Annotated in this window: 12 protein-coding genes; 9 read left to right on the top strand and 3 right to left on the bottom strand. The window is 44.4% G+C overall.

Annotation, left to right across the window (positions count from 1 at the left end; all coding sequences use genetic code 11):
• Positions 1 to 9: 9 nt before the first annotated feature.
• The 3 genes from ACMVDV_RS04680 to ACMVDV_RS04690 form a co-directional block, all read right to left on the bottom strand.
• Positions 10 to 1,167 carry an acyl-CoA dehydrogenase family protein gene (locus tag ACMVDV_RS04680; protein WP_416157361.1) on the bottom strand — a complete coding sequence of 386 codons (1,158 nt, stop codon included), beginning with the start codon at positions 1,165 to 1,167 and terminating at the stop codon, positions 10 to 12.
• Between the two features lie 112 nt (positions 1,168 to 1,279).
• Positions 1,280 to 2,770, bottom strand: a complete 1,491-nt coding sequence (locus tag ACMVDV_RS04685) for a CoA-acylating methylmalonate-semialdehyde dehydrogenase (RefSeq protein WP_416157362.1) — start codon at positions 2,768 to 2,770, stop codon at positions 1,280 to 1,282.
• 104 nt (positions 2,771 to 2,874) lie between these two features.
• Entirely contained in the window at positions 2,875 to 4,056 is a 1,182-nt protein-coding gene (locus ACMVDV_RS04690; RefSeq protein ID WP_416157363.1) for an acetyl-CoA C-acyltransferase, read from the bottom strand.
• A 329-nt stretch (positions 4,057 to 4,385) separates the two neighbouring features.
• On the opposite strand from ACMVDV_RS04690, the gene ACMVDV_RS04695 reads away from it, so the two are divergent.
• The 9 genes from ACMVDV_RS04695 to ACMVDV_RS04735 all read left to right on the top strand — a co-directional run bounded on the left by ACMVDV_RS04695 (position 4,386) and on the right by ACMVDV_RS04735 (position 14,023).
• Entirely contained in the window at positions 4,386 to 4,820 is a 435-nt protein-coding gene (locus ACMVDV_RS04695; protein WP_016709690.1) for a MerR family transcriptional regulator, read from the top strand.
• 60 nt (positions 4,821 to 4,880) lie between these two features.
• Positions 4,881 to 6,056: an isovaleryl-CoA dehydrogenase gene (locus ACMVDV_RS04700; protein ID WP_304182359.1), complete on the top strand. Its 1,176-nt coding sequence runs from the start codon at positions 4,881 to 4,883 to the stop codon at positions 6,054 to 6,056.
• A gap of 11 nt (positions 6,057 to 6,067) precedes the next feature.
• Positions 6,068 to 7,675 carry a carboxyl transferase domain-containing protein gene (locus ACMVDV_RS04705; RefSeq protein ID WP_416157364.1) on the top strand — a complete coding sequence of 536 codons (1,608 nt, stop codon included), beginning with the start codon at positions 6,068 to 6,070 and terminating at the stop codon, positions 7,673 to 7,675.
• Between the two features lie 10 nt (positions 7,676 to 7,685).
• Positions 7,686 to 8,456 carry an enoyl-CoA hydratase/isomerase family protein gene (locus ACMVDV_RS04710; RefSeq protein ID WP_392343683.1) on the top strand — a complete coding sequence of 257 codons (771 nt, stop codon included), beginning with the start codon at positions 7,686 to 7,688 and terminating at the stop codon, positions 8,454 to 8,456.
• 8 nt (positions 8,457 to 8,464) lie between these two features.
• Positions 8,465 to 10,441 (top strand): acetyl/propionyl/methylcrotonyl-CoA carboxylase subunit alpha, encoded by a 1,977-nt coding sequence (locus ACMVDV_RS04715; protein ID WP_304182363.1) that lies wholly within the window; start codon positions 8,465 to 8,467, stop codon positions 10,439 to 10,441.
• The gene (locus ACMVDV_RS04720) at positions 10,434 to 11,357 is read left to right on the top strand and encodes a hydroxymethylglutaryl-CoA lyase (protein ID WP_304182364.1); all 924 of its coding nucleotides are present in this window, start codon (positions 10,434 to 10,436) and stop codon (positions 11,355 to 11,357) included. The genes ACMVDV_RS04715 and ACMVDV_RS04720 overlap by 8 nt, the downstream gene beginning before the upstream one ends.
• Positions 11,358 to 11,392: 35 nt before the next feature.
• Positions 11,393 to 12,091, top strand: coding sequence for a CoA transferase subunit A (locus ACMVDV_RS04725; protein ID WP_064666190.1), 699 nt, complete (start codon positions 11,393 to 11,395; stop codon positions 12,089 to 12,091).
• A 10-nt stretch (positions 12,092 to 12,101) separates the two neighbouring features.
• Positions 12,102 to 12,758: a CoA transferase subunit B gene (locus ACMVDV_RS04730; protein ID WP_192542184.1), complete on the top strand. Its 657-nt coding sequence runs from the start codon at positions 12,102 to 12,104 to the stop codon at positions 12,756 to 12,758.
• Positions 12,759 to 13,117: 359 nt separating this feature from the next.
• The gene (locus ACMVDV_RS04735) at positions 13,118 to 14,023 is read left to right on the top strand and encodes a LysR family transcriptional regulator (RefSeq protein WP_304181996.1); all 906 of its coding nucleotides are present in this window, start codon (positions 13,118 to 13,120) and stop codon (positions 14,021 to 14,023) included.
• The last annotated feature ends 10 nt before the right edge of the window (positions 14,024 to 14,033 follow it).

The following is a 14,033-nucleotide window of genomic DNA, read 5'->3' on the forward strand; positions in this document are numbered from 1 at the left end:
ACTTGCTCCTTATAAAATATCAGCGGCTGATTCGGCTAAAATACGACGTGCAATAATCACCCGCATAATTTCGTTAGTGCCTTCTAAAATTTGGTGTACGCGCACATCACGTACATGGCGCTCAAGTGGGTATTCTTTAATGTAGCCGTAACCGCCATGAATTTGCAGCGCGTCGTTACAGACTGTAAAACCAACATCGGTAGCAAACCGTTTTGCCATGGCGCAATACGTGGTTTTTTCGCTGTCATTATTATCAAGTTTAAAAGCCGCTAAACGCACCATTTGCCGTGCAGCGACAAGCTCAGTGTTCATATCGGCAATTTTAAATTGCAGCGCTTGAAAAGCAGCCAACGGTTTACCAAATTGTGTGCGTTCTTTTAAGTATTCTCGGGCAGTTTCGAGTGCCGCTTGCGCCGTACCAATTGAACAGGTTGCAATATTAATGCGCCCGCCATCAAGGCCTTGCATGGCAAACTTAAAGCCTTCACCCTCAGCGCCTAGTAAGTTATGCGCCGGTATACGTACATCTGCAAAACTAATTAGTCGTGTTGGCTGGGCATTCCAGCCCATTTTCTCTTCTGCTTTACCGTATTCAACGCCTTTGGCATCGGCCGGTACTACAAACGCAGAAATACCCGCAGCGCCTTCGCCGCCAGTGCGTGCCATTACTACTAACACTTCGGTCTCGCCTGCGCCTGAGATAAACATCTTTGAGCCATTGATCACGTAATCGTCGCCATCACGAACCGCTTTGGTTTTCAATGAGGCAGCATCGGAGCCTGAACCTGGCTCTGTTAAACAATAAGACGCTAGTAGCTCACCCATAACAAGTTGCTCGCAATATTGAGCTTTTGTTTGCTCAGTGCCAAAACTTGCAATCATCCAGGTCGCCATATTGTGAATGGTCAACATCGCAGTCGTTGCAGTACAGCCCATCGCAAGTTGTTCAAAAATAATGCTCGAATCAAGGCGAGATAAGCCTAAACCGCCTGCTTCCTCTGGGGTATACAAACCACAGAAACCCAGTTCACCCGCAGCTTTAATGGTATCTTTTGGAAAAATATGCTCTCGGTCCCATTTTGCTGCATGAGGGGCAAGCTCTGATTGCGCAAATTGGCGCGCCGTATCAGCAAAGGCTTGTTGATCTTCAGTTAAGTTAAAGTCCATTGGCGACCTCTTTATAAATATGTGTTGTCAAAAGATTAGTGAAGAGTAACGAAGGCTCAAATATGTGTGTGGAGTGCCTTCGTTACCCCTCTTTTTTATTATGGGAAACTAATTATTTAAGATTAATACTCATGTTTGGACCTGAGGCAATCTCGTCTTCAAACCAACGTGAAGTAATGGTTTTTGTCTCTGTGTAAAAACGAATACCTTGCTTACCGTATGTGTGAGTATCGCCATAGAAAGAACCTTTCCAACCAGTGAACGAAAAGAATGGCAGTGGCACAGGAATTGGTACGTTAATACCAACTTGGCCTACTTCGATTTCGTGTTGGAATTTACGCGCAGCGGCACCGCTTGAAGTAAATAACGACGTACCATTACCAAATGGTGAATCATTAATAAGGGCAATTGCTTCATCTAGCGAATCAACAAACATACACGCCAGTACTGGACCAAAAATTTCTTCTTTGTATAAGTCCATCTCGGTTGTAACATCGCTAAACAGAGTTGGTCCAACCCAGTTACCTTGCTCATAACCTTCAACAGTAAAGTCAGAACCATCAATTAAGCAGGTTGCGCCTTGCGCTTTACCACTTTCAATTAATGATAAAATACGCGCTTTAGCTGCCGCTGAGGTTTGTGGGCCATAGGCTGCATCTTTGTCATCCCATACACCTGGACGAACATTAGCAAAACCGGCTTTAATATCTTCAACCCAATCTTTCGCTTGACCTACAAACACCGCCACTGAAATCCCCATACACCGCTGACCTGCCGCACCGACAGAAGCACCCACAAGGTTATTAACAACGTGTGAGCGACTAGCATCAGGCATGATCACCATGTGGTTCTTAGCACCAACACACGCTTGTACACGTTTTAAATTAGCTGTGCCTTTAGAGTAAATGTATTCACCTACGCCACATGAACCTACAAACGAAATTGCACGAATGGCTGGATCTTCTAATAAACGATCAACTTGTGGTTTAGTACCATGAACAACTTGTAATACACCTGCTGGGGCACCTGCTTCGATGAATAACTCAGCTAAACGCATTGGTGTAAGCGGATCTTGCTCTGATGGTTTTAAAATGAAGGTGTTACCGCAGACAATCGCCAGCGGAAACATCCATAATGGGATCATCGCAGGGAAGTTAAACGGCGTAATACCCGCACACACACCCAGAGGCTGCATGTATGAGTATGTATCGATTTTACGAGCCACGTTTTCCATGGTCTCACCCATCATTAATGAAGGGGCATTCGCTGCTTGTTCAACAACTTCAATACCACGCCATACGTCACCTTTAGCATCTTCAAAGGTTTTACCTAACTCGTGGCAAATAATGGTGGCAAGTTCATCGTGATGCTCTTTTAACAGCGCTGCGTACTTCATCATGATACGCGCACGCTCAGTGATTGGTACGTCTTTCCAGGTTTTAAATGTCTCGCTTGCTGATGCAATTGCGGCATCCATTTCTGCGTCTGTTGTACAAGGTACTTGTGCAAGCACTTCTTGGTTTGCTGGATTAATAACGTCAATCAGTTGATCTGATGTTGATTGGATAAATTCGCCGTTGATCAGTAATGGTACTTGGTGCATAACGCACTCCTCCCCAGAGGGTAATTAATTAAGCCGCAGTAGTTATTGTTGAAAGAGCCTGCGGCTGTGAGAGTTTAAATTTAACTAATTTGTACAGTGCAACTTTAAATAGCTTCTACCGCTAATGCGACTGCTTCACCACCGCCAATACATAATGACGCCACGCCTTTTTTAAGGCCGCGGTTTTTCAATGCATGTATTAGGGTAACTAAAATACGTGCGCCGCTTGCTCCAATTGGATGACCTAGTGCACAGGCACCGCCATTAACGTTAACTTTGCTTTCATCAAGCTTTAACTCGTTGATAGCAAGCATAGTCACCATGGCAAAGGCTTCGTTAATTTCCCAAAGGTCAACGTCGTTCGTTGTCCAGCCTGCTTTTTCAAGTAAGCTATTCATAGCGCCTACCGGTGCAAGGGTAAATTCACTTGGTTTTTGTGAATGGGTGCTGTGAGCAACAATACGACACAGTGGTGTTAGCCCTTGCGCTTTTGCATGGGTTTCACTCATTAAAATAAGTGCGGCACCACCGTCTGAAATTGACGATGAATTAGCGGCGGTAATGGTGCCGTCACGTTTAAACGCAGCGCGCAGGCCTGGAATTTTTTCAGGACGGGCATTGCCCGGTTGTTCATCAATACTGATGGTAACATCGCCTTTACGGCCGCTGATTGTGTGCGGAGCAATCTCGCTTGTAAAACTGCCGTTTGCAATCGCCGCATTGGCTTTGCTTAATGAACCCAGTGCAAAGGTGTCCATTTGTTCACGGCCAATGCCGTATTCATCAGCCGTGTCTTGAGCAAAACAGCCCATCGCTTTGTTATCGTAGGCATCTTCTAGGCCATCACTCATCATATGATCTTTTATTTCGCCGTGGCCCATGCGCATACCGCCACGGGCTTTAGGAATAAAATACGGCGAGTTGGTCATGCTTTCCATGCCACCGGCAACCGCGCTATTGATTGAACCCGCTTTAATTAAGTCGTGTGCAAGCATTGCCGCTTTCAATCCAGAGCCACACACTTTATTAATGGTGGTGGCACCGGTGCTGCGCGCAAGCCCTGCTTTTAACATCGCTTGACGTGCTGGCGCTTGGCCTAAACCCGCCGGTAGTACACAGCCCATGATCACTTCATCAATCGCGGTATCACTTAAACCGGTACCGGCTAATGCACTGGCAATGGCGGTTGCACCTAACTCGGTGGCTGATGCATCACTTAGTGCTCCCATAAAACCGCCCATCGGGGTACGTTTTGCTGCTACAATAACAACGGCTTCGGTAGTCATAAAAAGGCTCCATTTAATATCAGGTGTGATCCCCACTGTTTGGGCTACACCAAGTCATTTATAATTTGATTTGTCTATGAGCATACATAATATTTACGTTTACGCCAACGTAAATCTAAAATCAAGATTTTTGTGGCAAGTAAAACTGTAAACTTATCTTTATTTTAGCGTAGCTATTTGCAAACACTGGGCTATAACACCTGTAAATACGGGTAAGTCATCTGTTTTATGCCACAAATGTATTAGTCTAAAGTATAACTGCTATTATCCACTTTACCTTTACGTAAACTTCACTTATATTGGAGTTATTCGAATGAGGTAACTAGACTATGAATCAAGATAATCAAACAAACTTTGCCAGCTCAGCCGCTGAGCCTGCCAGTCACGAGCAAACCTTTAGCATCAGTGAATTAGCTAAAGAATTTGACATAACCACCCGCTCAATTCGCTTTTACGAAGATCAGGGCTTAATTTCGCCCGAACGTAATGGCCAAACCCGTATTTATTCAAAACGTGACAAAGTACGTTTAAAACTAATCTTACGTGGTAAGCGTTTAGGTTTTACCTTAGCCGAAACAGGCCGTTTGTTTGAACTTTATGATGCTGATAAATCGAGCGCGAAGCAGTTAGTGACCATGCTTGACTTAATTTCTGAAAAAAAAGCCGATCTCAGTCAACAGATGGATGACATTAAAGTTGTGTTGATGGAATTAGTAACCGCTGAGCGTCGTTGTCGCGATACCTTAAATCAATTAGATGAATAACCCATTTTAAACAATTAATAAAAGACTATTCATTAACAGTCTCTCACACAGGAATGAATCATGAGCACTATTTCACTATATAAAGAAATGAACTTTGGCCTTGGCGAAACCGCAGATATGATCCGCGATCATGTTAATAGCTTTGCCAGCCAAGAGATTGCCCCTTTAGCAGAGAAAACCGACCTTGATAATGCGTTTCCTAATCAACTTTGGCCACAACTTGGCGAAATGGGTGTATTAGGTATGACCGTATCTGAAGAACTAGGTGGTGCAGGTTTAGGTTATTTAGAGCATGTTATCGCGATGGAAGAAATTAGCCGAGCGAGTGCCTCGATTGGCTTAAGTTATGGTGCTCATTCAAACCTGTGTGTAAATCAAATTAATCGTAATGGTACGCAAGCACAAAAAGAAAAATACTTACCAAAATTAATTAGTGGTGAGCACATTGGTGCCCTTGCGATGAGTGAGCCAAACGCCGGCTCTGATGTTGTTTCTATGAAACTTAAGGCCGAGAAAAAAGGCGATAAGTACATTTTAAACGGTAATAAAATGTGGATCACCAATGGTCCAGATGCGCATACTTTAGTGATCTATGCAAAAACTGATTTAACCGCCGGTGCCAAAGGCATTACTGCGTTTATTGTTGAAAGCAGTTTCCCAGGTTTTTCAACGGCACAAAAACTCGACAAACTGGGGATGCGTGGTTCAAACACCTGTGAATTAGTATTCGAAAACTGTGAAGTACCAGCAGAAAATATTCTTGGTAATTTAAACGAAGGCGTAAAAGTGCTAATGAGTGGCCTTGACTACGAGCGCGTTGTACTGGCTGCCGGCCCGCTGGGTATTATGCAAGCCTGTATGGATATTGTGGTGCCGTATATTCATGAACGTAAGCAGTTTGACACACCAATTGGTCAATTCCAGCTCATTCAAGGCAAAGTTGCCGATATGTACACGCAAATGAATGCGGCGCGTTCATACGTGTACACCGTAGCTCGTGCCTGTGACCGTGGTGAAACCACCCGTAAAGATGCCGCTGGCGCTATTTTATATGCTGCAGAGCTGGCCACCAAAATGGCGCTTGATGCCATTCAAATTCTTGGCGGTAATGGTTATATCAACGAATACGCGACGGGTCGTTTACTGCGTGACGCTAAGCTTTATGAAATCGGTGCGGGTACTTCAGAGATTCGCCGTATGTTAATTGGTCGCGAATTATTTACTGAAAGCCGTTAAGGATAAGCGCTATGACAATTTTAAAATCAAGCGTTAATCCTCACGATCCACAGTTTTTACACAATCATAAAAACATGGCGGCTTTAGTGGATGATTTACGCGACAAAGTAAGCGAGATCAGCCAAGGTGGTGGCGCAGCGTTAATCGAGCGCCATGAAAGCCGTGGTAAAATGTTCGTTCGCGAGCGTATTAGCACTTTGCTTGACGAAGGCTCACCATTTTTAGAAATTTCACAATTTGCCGCCTTTGGTGTTTATGAGCAAGCGATTCCATGTGCCGGTGTAGTTGCCGGTATTGGCCGTGTTAAAGGCGTTGAATGTATGATCATCGCCAATGATGCCACAGTTAAGGGCGGTACCTATTTTCCATTAACCGTTAAAAAACATTTGCGTGCTCAAGATATCGCCGAGCGTTGCCATCTACCCTGTATTTATTTGGTTGATTCAGGCGGTGCCAACCTACCTGAACAAGATGATGTGTTTCCAGACAAGCTGCATTTCGGGCGTATTTTTTATAACCAAGCACGTATGTCAGGTAAAGGCATTCCACAAATTGCAGTCGTTATGGGGTTATGTACCGCAGGCGGTGCATATGTCCCTGCGATGGCCGATGAAAGTATTATCGTCAAAGAGCAAGGCACTATCTTTTTAGCCGGCCCACCACTGGTTAAAGCAGCAACGGGTGAAGAAGTCACCGCTGAAGAGCTCGGCGGCGCCGACGTGCACTGTAAAACATCCGGTGTTGCCGATCATTACGCTGAAAATGACGCTCATGCGCTATCAATTGCTCGCCAGTGTATTGAACGAATTAATTATCAACGCCCTACTTCGCCACTACTTGAACCAGTAAAAGCACCGCGTTATGACATTAACGAATTATACGGCATTGTCGGCACCGATCTTAAAAAGCCGTTTGATGTCCGTGAAGTAATAGCTCGTACCGTGGATGACTCTTCATTTGATGAATTTAAACGTTACTTTGGCGATACCTTAGTGACTGGTTTTGCAAAAATTTATGGTCACCCGGTTGGTATTGTTGCCAACAACGGCATTTTATTTAGTGAATCAGCGCAAAAAGGCGCGCACTTTATTCAACTATGTGCCCAGCGCAAAATTCCACTGGTGTTTTTACAAAATATTACCGGCTTTATGGTAGGTAAAAAGTACGAAGCCGAAGGCATTGCGAAGCACGGCGCGAAAATGGTGATGGCAGTATCCTGTGCTGATGTGCCTAAGTTTACCGTACTAATTGGCGGCTCTTATGGCGCCGGTAATTATGGCATGTGTGGCCGTGCGTTTGAACCAACCATGATGTGGATGTGGCCTAATGCGCGTATTTCTGTGATGGGCGGCGAGCAAGCCGCAGGCGTGATGGCGCAAGTTAAGCAAGATGGTTTAGCCCGTAAAGGCCAAAGCATGACTGATGAGCAGATCAGCGAGTTTAAACAGCCGATTATCGACCAGTACGAGCAACAAGGCCATCCTTATTACGCCAGTGCAAGGCTTTGGGATGATGGCATTATCGACCCTGCTGATACACGTAACGTACTTGGCCTAGCACTGAGTGCTGCAGCCAACGCACCACAACGTGATTCACAATTCGGCGTCTTTAGAATGTAAGGAATTGAGTATGTCAGTAACACTACAAATAACTAAATCAAATGTGGCTGTACTCGTTTTAAGTCGCCCTGAAAAGCGCAATGCCTTTAACGAGCAAGTAATTAAAGAACTTATTCAATGTATTGAACACGCCAATAGCTTAGACGTACGAGCACTGGTATTAAGAACAGAAGGCGAGCATTTTTCTGCTGGCGCTGATCTTAATTGGATGAAATCTATGGCAAACAATGATTTTAGCGAAAACCTCGCTGATTCAAAGCAACTTGCCAAGCTGATGCATGTGTTAGCGACGAGCCCATTACCGACCATTTGTGCAGTACAAGGTGCGGCATTTGGTGGTGCACTTGGTTTGATTGCCTGTTGCGATATTGCAATTTGCCAAGACAACGCGCAGTTTTGTTTAAGCGAAGTCAAATTAGGGCTCATCCCAGCAGTAATAAGCCCGTATGTGATCCGCGCAATTGGCGAGCGCGCGGCGCGGCGCTATTTTTTAACCGCTGAAATTTTTGATGCCCATACGGCGAAACAGTTAGGCCTAATTCATCAAGTTACCGGCAAGTTAGACACGGCGCTTGAGCAACTGTTAGAAACCTTACTAGATAATGGCCCTGTAGCCGTACGCGCTGCGAAACAGTTAATTAACGATGTGGCAGGTCATGATATTAATGGTCAAATCATTAATTTAACCGCAGAGCGGATCGCTGAAATTCGCGTATCTGAAGAAGGCCAAGAAGGCTTAACGGCCTTTTTTGAAAAACGCCCACCAAATTGGCAGAAATAGGGATCACCATGAGCACACAATCATTACAAAAAATTCTTATTGCTAACCGTGGTGAAATTGCCTGTCGGGTTATGCGCACTGCCAAGCAAATGGGTTTAACCACTGTTGCCGTGTATTCAGATGCTGATAAGCACGCACAACATGTAAAATTAGCGGATGAAGCCTACCATATTGGCGCAGCACCGAGTAAAGATTCCTACTTAGTAGCGGATAGGATCCTCAAAGTAGCACTGGATGCGGGTGTTGATTGCATTCACCCAGGCTATGGCTTTTTATCTGAAAACAGTGAATTTGCCAAAGCCTGTGAACAACACAACATTGCGTTTATTGGTCCACCAGCGGCGAGCATCGAAGCCATGGGCTCAAAAACCCGCGCCAAAGAAATCATGGCCGCGGCCAATGTGCCGTTAGTGCCAGGTTATTATGGCGATAAACAACACCCTGAGTTTTTACAAGCTGAAGCTGAAAAAATTGGTTACCCAGTGCTTATCAAAGCAGCCTTTGGCGGTGGCGGTAAAGGCATGCGTATTGTTGAGCATGCGAAAGACTTTATCAGTGCTCTGCAAGGCGCACAACGTGAAGCTATAGCTGGTTTTGGCAATGACTTAGTGCTACTTGAGCGTTACGTAAACAAACCGCGTCACGTTGAAGTACAAGTATTTGCAGATAATCACGGTAACTGTGTGTATTTAGGCGATCGAGACTGTTCATTGCAACGTCGTCATCAAAAAGTAATTGAAGAAGCCCCAGCGCCTGGTTTAAGCGATGAGTTACGCAAGCAAATGGGTGAAGCTGCGGTACGTTGTGCCCTTGCTATCAACTACCGCGGTGCAGGTACGGTGGAATTTTTACTGTGTGGCGATGAGTTCTTCTTTATGGAAATGAACACACGTTTACAGGTAGAGCACCCAGTGACCGAAATGGTCACCGGCGTTGATTTAGTCAATTGGCAAATTAATATTGCAGCTGGTCAGCCATTACCGCTTACGCAAAGCGATATTCAATTACACGGCCATAGTTTTGAAGCGCGTATTTACGCCGAAGATCCCAGTAATGACTTTATTCCCTGCTCTGGCACCATTAACGGCTTGTATATACCAGTTCAATCTGAGTATGTGCGCATTGATACCGGTGTAATGCAAGGGGATGAAATTAGCCCGTTTTACGATCCAATGATCGCTAAACTCATTGTTCACGATGATAGCCGCGAACACGCCTTAGCACGTTTAAGCACGGCCCTTGAGCAGTTTCATTTAGCGGGCTTTAGCTGCAACGTAAGCTTTTTACATACCCTTGCTAATCATCCTACGTTTAAACAAGGCGCGCCTGATACCCACTTTATCGAAGAGCAAGGTGAAGCCTTGATCGAAGTGGAGCAAAAGCACCGTGATATTAGCCAAGTTATTGCTGCATTTAGCTATTTAACTACGCTTAAGCAACAAGGTAAATACTCAGCATGGGATAATTTAGCCGGTTTTAAACTCAACAGTGCAACTACCATTACTGTGCCATTGGCTCAGCAGCAGATCACCGCGACAGCAACAGCTGATGGTTACATTATTCACGTTAATGAAGTTGACTATACAACCTCTGGCGACCTTGAAAATAATCATTGCAGTGTATTTATAAATGGTGAGAAACACACATCTCATGTAGATACCCGTGATAACACCATTACAGTGATGTATAAGGCGCTACAAAGCCGCTATGACATTATTGATAAGCATTATGTCAGTGAGCACGAAAGCGATGCGCTACCGCTTGCAGCCCCGCTCAATGGCACGGTTGTGAAGCATTTAGTCGATGTGGGTAGTCAAATCACTAAAGGTGATGCGGTGGTGATCATCGAAGCGATGAAAATGGAATATACACTCACCGCCCCCCATGATGGCGTACTGCAAAGTTACTGTTTTGCTGAAGGCGAACTGGTCAGCCATGGTGCGCTGTTGGCGATAGTCACTGATGAGAGTACAACTGATGAGTAATGTTGTAGCAAACCAACTGCCAAGCCATGTACGTATTGTTGAAGTGGGCGCCCGTGATGGCTTACAAAACGAAAGCGCAGTGAGCACCCAAAGCAAGGTTGCGCTTATCAATGCCCTCGCAGCAGCTGGTATTCAAGATATTGAAGCCGGTGCCTTTGTGTCACCCAAGTGGGTGCCACAAATGGCCGATTCAAGTGAGGTTATTAGCGCGCTTGAGTTACCTAATTGCAATCTAACCGCCCTGACCCCAAATTTAAAAGGTGCAGAAGCAGCCCATGCAGTGGGTATCAAAGAATTTGCCATATTCACTGCAGCCAGTGAGTCGTTTTGCCAAAAAAATATAAACTGCTCGATTGACGAAAGTATTGCCCGTTTTACTGATGTAATGGCGTTTGCTAAGGCACACAACATTCGTGTGCGTGGTTATGTAAGCTGCGTATTGGGTTGTCCTTACGAAGGTGATATTGACCCTCGGGCAGTGCTTGCTGTTGCTGAAAAACTGTTAGCACTTGGCTGTTATGAAATTAGTCTTGGTGACACTATCGGTGTTGGCACTGCCAAAAAAGTCGATCAGCTACTAGACTTACTACTTGCACATATTGATAAGTCATTGTTAGCTGTTCACTTTCACGACACCTATGGGCAAGCGCTCACAAATATTTACACTGCCCTAAAGCGAGGTATAGCAACGGTTGACAGTGCAGTTGCAGGCCTTGGCGGTTGCCCTTATGCTAAGGGGGCGTCAGGAAATGTTGCCACTGAAGATGTGGTTTACTTACTACAAGGGCTTGGCATTGAGCATGGAATTGATTTAGAAAGACTGGCTAAGGCCGGTTGGGCTATTTGTAGTGCATTAAACAAACAACCTGTAAGCAAGGTTTCCCTTGCCCTTAAAAATCAAGCTGCTGAGCAATAACAGCAGTCATACACATAATTATGAGGAGTGGGCCCATGGCCGGTTTCGATAAAGTGGTTTCAAGTTATGAAGCTGCAATGGAAGGTTTAAAAGATGGCGACACCATTATCGCTGGTGGCTTTGGTTTGTGCGGTATCCCTGAGGGGTTAATTGGCGAAATCAAACGTAAACAAACTAAAGATCTCACTGTGGTTTCAAATAACTGCGGTGTCGATGATTTTGGTTTAGGGATTTTATTACATGACAAACAAATTAAAAAAATTATTGCCTCGTATGTCGGTGAAAACGCCCTGTTTGAACAACAATTATTAAGTGGCGAAATTGACGTGGTGCTAACCCCACAAGGTACCTTAGCTGAAAAAATGCGCGCTGGCGGTGCTGGCATTCCTGCGTTTTATACTGCGACAGGTTACGGTACACCGGTTGCTGAGGGGAAAGAAGTTAAAGAGTTTGCTGGCCGCCCTTATATTTTAGAAGAATCAATTACCGGTGAGTTTGCCATAGTCAAAGCATGGAAAGCCGACCGCTATGGTAATTTAGTGTTTCGCCATACTGCAATGAACTTCAATCCAATGGCTGCGACTGCGGGTAAAATTACCGTTGCTGAAGTAGAAGAAATTGTTGAACCGGGTGAACTTGAGCCAAGCCAAATTCATACCCCAGGTATTTTTGTTAATCGCGTGATCAAAGGTAGTTTTGAAAAACGCATTGAACGCGTCACCACCAGCGATTAGGAGCTACATCATGGCATTATCACGTGAACAAGTCGCAATGCGTGTTGCGCAAGAATTACAAGACGGTTACTACGTAAACTTGGGGATTGGTATTCCTACCCTCGTTGCCAACTATGTACCAGATGGCATTGAAGTTATGCTACAGTCTGAAAATGGCTTATTAGGCATGGGTCCATACCCAACAAAAGCAGAGCTTGACGCTGATATGATCAACGCGGGTAAAGAAACCGTGACAGCAGCCACAGGTGCCGCGATATTTAATAGTGCAGATAGTTTTGCAATGATCCGCGGAGGTCATGTAGACTTAACTGTTCTAGGTGCATTTGAAGTTGACCAGAACGGCAACATCGCATCGTGGATGATCCCAAAAAAGCTGATCAAAGGTATGGGCGGCGCGATGGACCTTGTCGCTGGCGCTAAGAATATTATTGTTACTATGACTCATGCTAGTAAGCATGGTGATTCAAAACTACTTGAAAGTTGCTCTTTACCGTTAACTGGTGTTAACTGTGTAAAGAAAATAGTAACAGATTTAGCCGTGTTAGAAGTTAAAGACGGCGCATTTCATCTGCTAGAGCGCGCACCGGGCGTGTCAGTTGATGAAATTATTAGTAAAACAGCAGGTAAATTACTTGTTGATGGTGACGTTCCTGAGATGGTTTTTTAATTTAACACTCAGATCCACCCTGTACCGACCTCATTCCCAGTGCCAATGGCGCTGAGTTACCCAAAATCCCTCGCAAGAGGGATTTTTTTTGGCTGCACCAATTTGTCACACAAATAGCGTATAATGCCCCAAGGTTGTGAAAATCACTGAAATTGCTTAAACATATAATTTAATAAGCAACGGAAATAACTTAATATATTAGCTATTTAAATGCTTGTAGCAGATTAAACAATCCAAAAAAGTCTATTTATTAGGCATTCTGGCAAATATTACCTATTCCCATACTTTAAGCAGAGGTTTTTTGCAAATTGGGATAATAATTGCTTAACTAACGTTATTGAGAATTACTAACAACGACTATGCAAACACCTATTAGAGGATTACGTTCATTTTGTTTTGCGGCAAGAACGTTAAGCTTTAAAGAAGCCGCTAACTTACTTTACCTCACGCCATCCGCTGTTAGTCACCAAATCAAGCAGCTAGAGGAGCAATTAGGTATTGAGCTATTTGAACGCCAAACTCGCTCTATCAATTTAACTGCTGCGGGCAAAAACTTTTATGATTCTGTGTCACCGCTGATCAAAGCACTTGAAAAAACCATCACTGAATTTAGTCAGTTGCAAGAGAATGTCACTATCAGTATTACCTTACCTGAGTTTTTTGCCAGTGAACTATTGATGCCGAAACTCAGTGAGTGGACCACCGAGCACCCGAAAACCAATTTGCAACTGAATACCATGAAAACCCGTAAAGAGTTGGCTATAAACAGTGATCTATCGATTGTGTTGTCGTCGTCAAAACCTCTTGAAGGCGTGGTACACGAGCTATTCTCTTTACAATACTCTCCGGCATGTAACAAAGAAAACTGGCAACAATGGCATGAAAATCCCCTAGAAGCGTTACAACAAGTACCGCTGATTTTACATAAAGCTCGCCCTTGGGCGTGGCACCAATGGGCTGAACATGTAGGCCTTGATGACTTTTCACCAAAACAAATCATCCAAATCGATAGTATGTTTGGTGTCGCCCGCGCAGCCCAACAAGGCATGGGGATCGCACTTATCCCCTTACCTATTAGCCAAACCTGGTTTGATGAAAGTTGGTTGTTTAACTTTACCGATGAGCCATTAGTAACAAAAGATAAATACTACTTAGTTCAACATGATCCGAGCGAGACCAACGCCTCACTTGAACTATTTATTAAGTGGTTACTAGATACCTTTAAACACTTAAGTGATATTCATAAAATAAAACCCAGTGCATGACTGGGTTTTG

The sequence above is a fragment of the Pseudoalteromonas sp. ASV78 genome, assembly GCF_047806705.1.
Taxonomy (GTDB): domain Bacteria; phylum Pseudomonadota; class Gammaproteobacteria; order Enterobacterales; family Alteromonadaceae; genus Pseudoalteromonas; species Pseudoalteromonas prydzensis_A.